The sequence below is a fragment of the Fibrobacter intestinalis genome (assembly GCF_900167415.1).
Classification (GTDB): Bacteria; Fibrobacterota; Fibrobacteria; order Fibrobacterales; family Fibrobacteraceae; genus Hallerella; species Hallerella intestinalis.
Map to the genome: position 1 here is coordinate 1 of NZ_FUWU01000104.1, position 3229 is coordinate 3229.

Genomic DNA, 3229 nt, shown 5'->3' on the forward strand with positions numbered 1-3229 from the left:
TACGCCATTTTCAAATGAAACGACATCGCGAATACTTTTTGAAATCGTCTTTTGAAAAAGCGACTGTTCAATCAAACCCGGCAAAGCCTGTTCCAAAATTCACAGGAAAATTGTTATGTCCCTTGACAAGAATAAGAACAATATATACCTTTTTCATGTCAAGTGGACAAATGTGGACAAACCAAGGAGTTTGATATGGAAAATTATTATTCTATAGCAGATGTTGCGAAGAATCTGAATGTTTCCATTAAATCTATTCGTCGTTATATTGCGGCACAGACGTTGCCATCTGTTAAAGTGGGTAATGTATATAGGATTCCCGAAAGTGCGATAGATGGGTTTCTGCATCCTGTGAAAAATAAAGTTGAAAAGGCTGTGCAACGCAAGATAATTCAAAAGAAAGTTGCTGATGATATAAATTGGGTTGATATAGCTTCTTGTTGGAGAAATATTAAGCTATCAAAAATGACTTTTGTTGATTTGTTTTGCGGAGCAGGGGGCTTAAGCAAGGGGTTGGAAATGGCTGGCTTGCTGGGGATTTGTGGCTTGGATTGGTTTGAAGAAGCCGGTATGACTTATCGTCGTAATTTCGATCATCCGTTTGTAAGTGGTGATATAACAACTCAAGAAAAGAAGGACGAATTTTATGCTACAGTAAAAAAACAACTTGGTAGAAGAAAGTTGAATATTGTTGCAGGTGGTTTTCCTTGCCAAGGTTTCAGTATGGCGGGAAATCGTATTGTTGACGATCCTAGGAATTCCTTATATAAAGAAATGCTCGAAATTGTGAAGACCCTGCAACCGGAATTTGTTATTTGCGAAAATGTCAAGGGACTTCGCAGTATGTTGGGTGGACAGGTTGAGAAAAAAATTATTGAGGATTATCGGGCAATCGGCTACGAAATGAATGTGACTACACTTTGTGCCGCTGATTATTACACTCCGCAGAAAAGAGAAAGAGTTATTTTTATTGGAAATAGAATAGGCCTTAAAAATCTGTATCCAAAGCCGATTCTAAAACCGTCTGAATATGTCACGACTGGAGAGGCTATTAAAGACCTGATGAAACATCCAGAAGACTCTGATTTTAACCATGTCCCGACAAAACACAGACCTGATATGGAAACTAGGATGGCAAAACTTCCTGAAGGGAAAAGTCTTTACGAAGGGTACTCTGACGCATGGAAAAAGTGTCCATGGAACGAAGCGTCTTGTACAATCAAGGAGAATCACGGTGGAGTCAACATTCATCCTAAGTTGCCGCGTGTTTTGACGGCTCGTGAAATGGCTAGACTTCAGTCGTTCCCCGATAATTTTATTTTTGAAGGCAAGAAAAATAAGCAACTTGTTCAAATCGGGAATGCGGTTCCTCCGCTGCTCGGTAAGGCTATCGGTCTTGCAATTCGTAAGGCTAAAAAAGACCTGTAAAAGAAAGGGCTTGACAATTTATTTCCTGCGAGATATATTTAACGCAGTTAAATTGTAATGAGAGAATATGTATGCAGCCGTCCAGAATTCCCAAAGCCCGACTTTTCGTTGTAAATGATGAAACGTTAAATTATACCCTACAAAATAATATAATCTCTGTCAAAACGCCCCAGCCAACAGGAGCGCAATGGCTTAAAACGATTGCCGATATTGCGGCGGATATGTTGCAAATAGAAAAAGGAGATTACATTTTTTTATGGGCTACTCGAAGCGAAACCTCTAAAAGTGAAATTTATGGGGTATTTCGCGTCATATCGTCTCCGTATTATAAAATGGATACTCCAAGCGATGAATATCCTTTTAAAATTAGAGTGGAGCGTGCTTATGAGTTTGAACGCCCTATCACCGAATATGAAGTGTTGAACAACCCCTTTTCGAAAAAAGTTCTTTGGAATGTTATAGGAAAGAAGGTGGCAGGGAAGTCAAGAGCCTCTTCACCGCTAACATTTGATGAAATTCGGCATCTCATAGAGTTGTTGATAGGAAAAAATGCCAACTATAGTTTTTTGCCAAATAATAAAAGCAGATATATTAATGTACGTTCTCCGCTTCATATAAATATTTCAAATAGAGGCAAAAATAGAAAATATCGCTCTCTTAAAGACTTGAATCCGAATAAACTATCTTATGTAAACACTGACGGCAATGTTCATTATGAAAAAATACTTGAAACATTGTTTAATCAAGAAATGACAAGGCGAAATAGAGACTTTTTTAGACCTTTGGGAATAGATGTCAGTGAAGTTGTGTGGTTTAGCAATTATTTGCCATATAGTATTGAACAGTCTGAAATGGACTATCTGATAATGACTTCTTTGGACGGTCTTGTTTTTGATAAAATTTTCTTAATAGAGTTTCAAAAAACATCCATTGATGAACCGCACATTCAAAGATCTTTATTGTATACAAAATGGATAAATGAGACACTTGCTTTGGGCGAATCAATAGCACAGCCGATACTAATCTGTTTCAATTGCCCCGATTTGCTAAATTGCGATAATTCCCGAAAACAAAACCTTGAGAAGGTTATTTCTTTGAATGAAAAGGAATGTAAAACCAAGAAATTGCAGGTTTACACCTATTCTATAAGGAATGGTCAAATGAATTTTGAACGAAAAAGATAAGTCGGCTATTCTATCAATTTCATCAGATTTTCCATATTGAATCGGAACTTATAACTATTACGATTTCGATGCACCTGGAATTCTCCGATGCTAATTCCGTTGTACTTGAGTGTGTTGCTATCGTTCCAGTCTTGAATCGTCGGCTTGGTGAAGCTGAAAAGCTCCTTTTCCCAGTTGAATTTGTGAAGTAGTTCTTGTGGGAAAATCTGATAGTCGTACTTATTCTTATTTTTTCGAATCCAAAGCATATAATCCGAATCGAAAAGGAACTTGGTGTAAATGGGCATCATTTCGGCCACCCGATTTAAGACCATATTCTTGAAAGAAACTTCATTGATTTCGTCACCTTCGCATAGATGACCAAAGTACTTTAGACAGGTGATGTTTCCTGGTTGGCCCACTTCGGGCGGGCAGATCATTTTTCCCGTATTTGTCTTTAGGGACAAGGTCTTGTTACCCTCTAAGATAAAGTCGTACGAACATTTACTTTGGTCGCCTCTCTCTCCTGGGAGAGAACCAGTATACATAGTCAGCCCTTAAAAAGTCACTTTGCGAACGCAAGATAAGGACGTTCGCATTTTTTGTTCATTCCGTTCCACAGAAGGCAAAAACAGTAT

3 protein-coding genes are annotated in these 3229 nt (G+C 38.1%); 2 read left to right on the forward strand and 1 reads right to left on the reverse strand.

Features of this window, described 5'->3' with window-relative positions; genetic code table 11:
- Window positions 1-195: 195 nt before the first annotated feature.
- A complete protein-coding gene (locus tag B5D40_RS14960) occupies window positions 196-1428 on the forward strand; it encodes a DNA cytosine methyltransferase (RefSeq protein ID WP_078777558.1) in 1233 nt (410 codons plus the stop codon).
- Between the two features lie 71 nt (window positions 1429-1499).
- Window positions 1500-2612: an EVE domain-containing protein gene (locus tag B5D40_RS14965; RefSeq protein ID WP_078777556.1), complete on the forward strand. Its 1113-nt coding sequence runs from the start codon at window positions 1500-1502 to the stop codon at window positions 2610-2612.
- Between the two features lie 5 nt (window positions 2613-2617).
- Here the strand turns inward: B5D40_RS14965 and B5D40_RS14970 are convergent, their stop codons facing one another.
- Window positions 2618-3058 (reverse strand): hypothetical protein, encoded by a 441-nt coding sequence (locus tag B5D40_RS14970; RefSeq protein WP_143394336.1) that lies wholly within the window; start codon window positions 3056-3058, stop codon window positions 2618-2620.
- Between the last annotated feature and the right edge of the window lie 171 nt (window positions 3059-3229).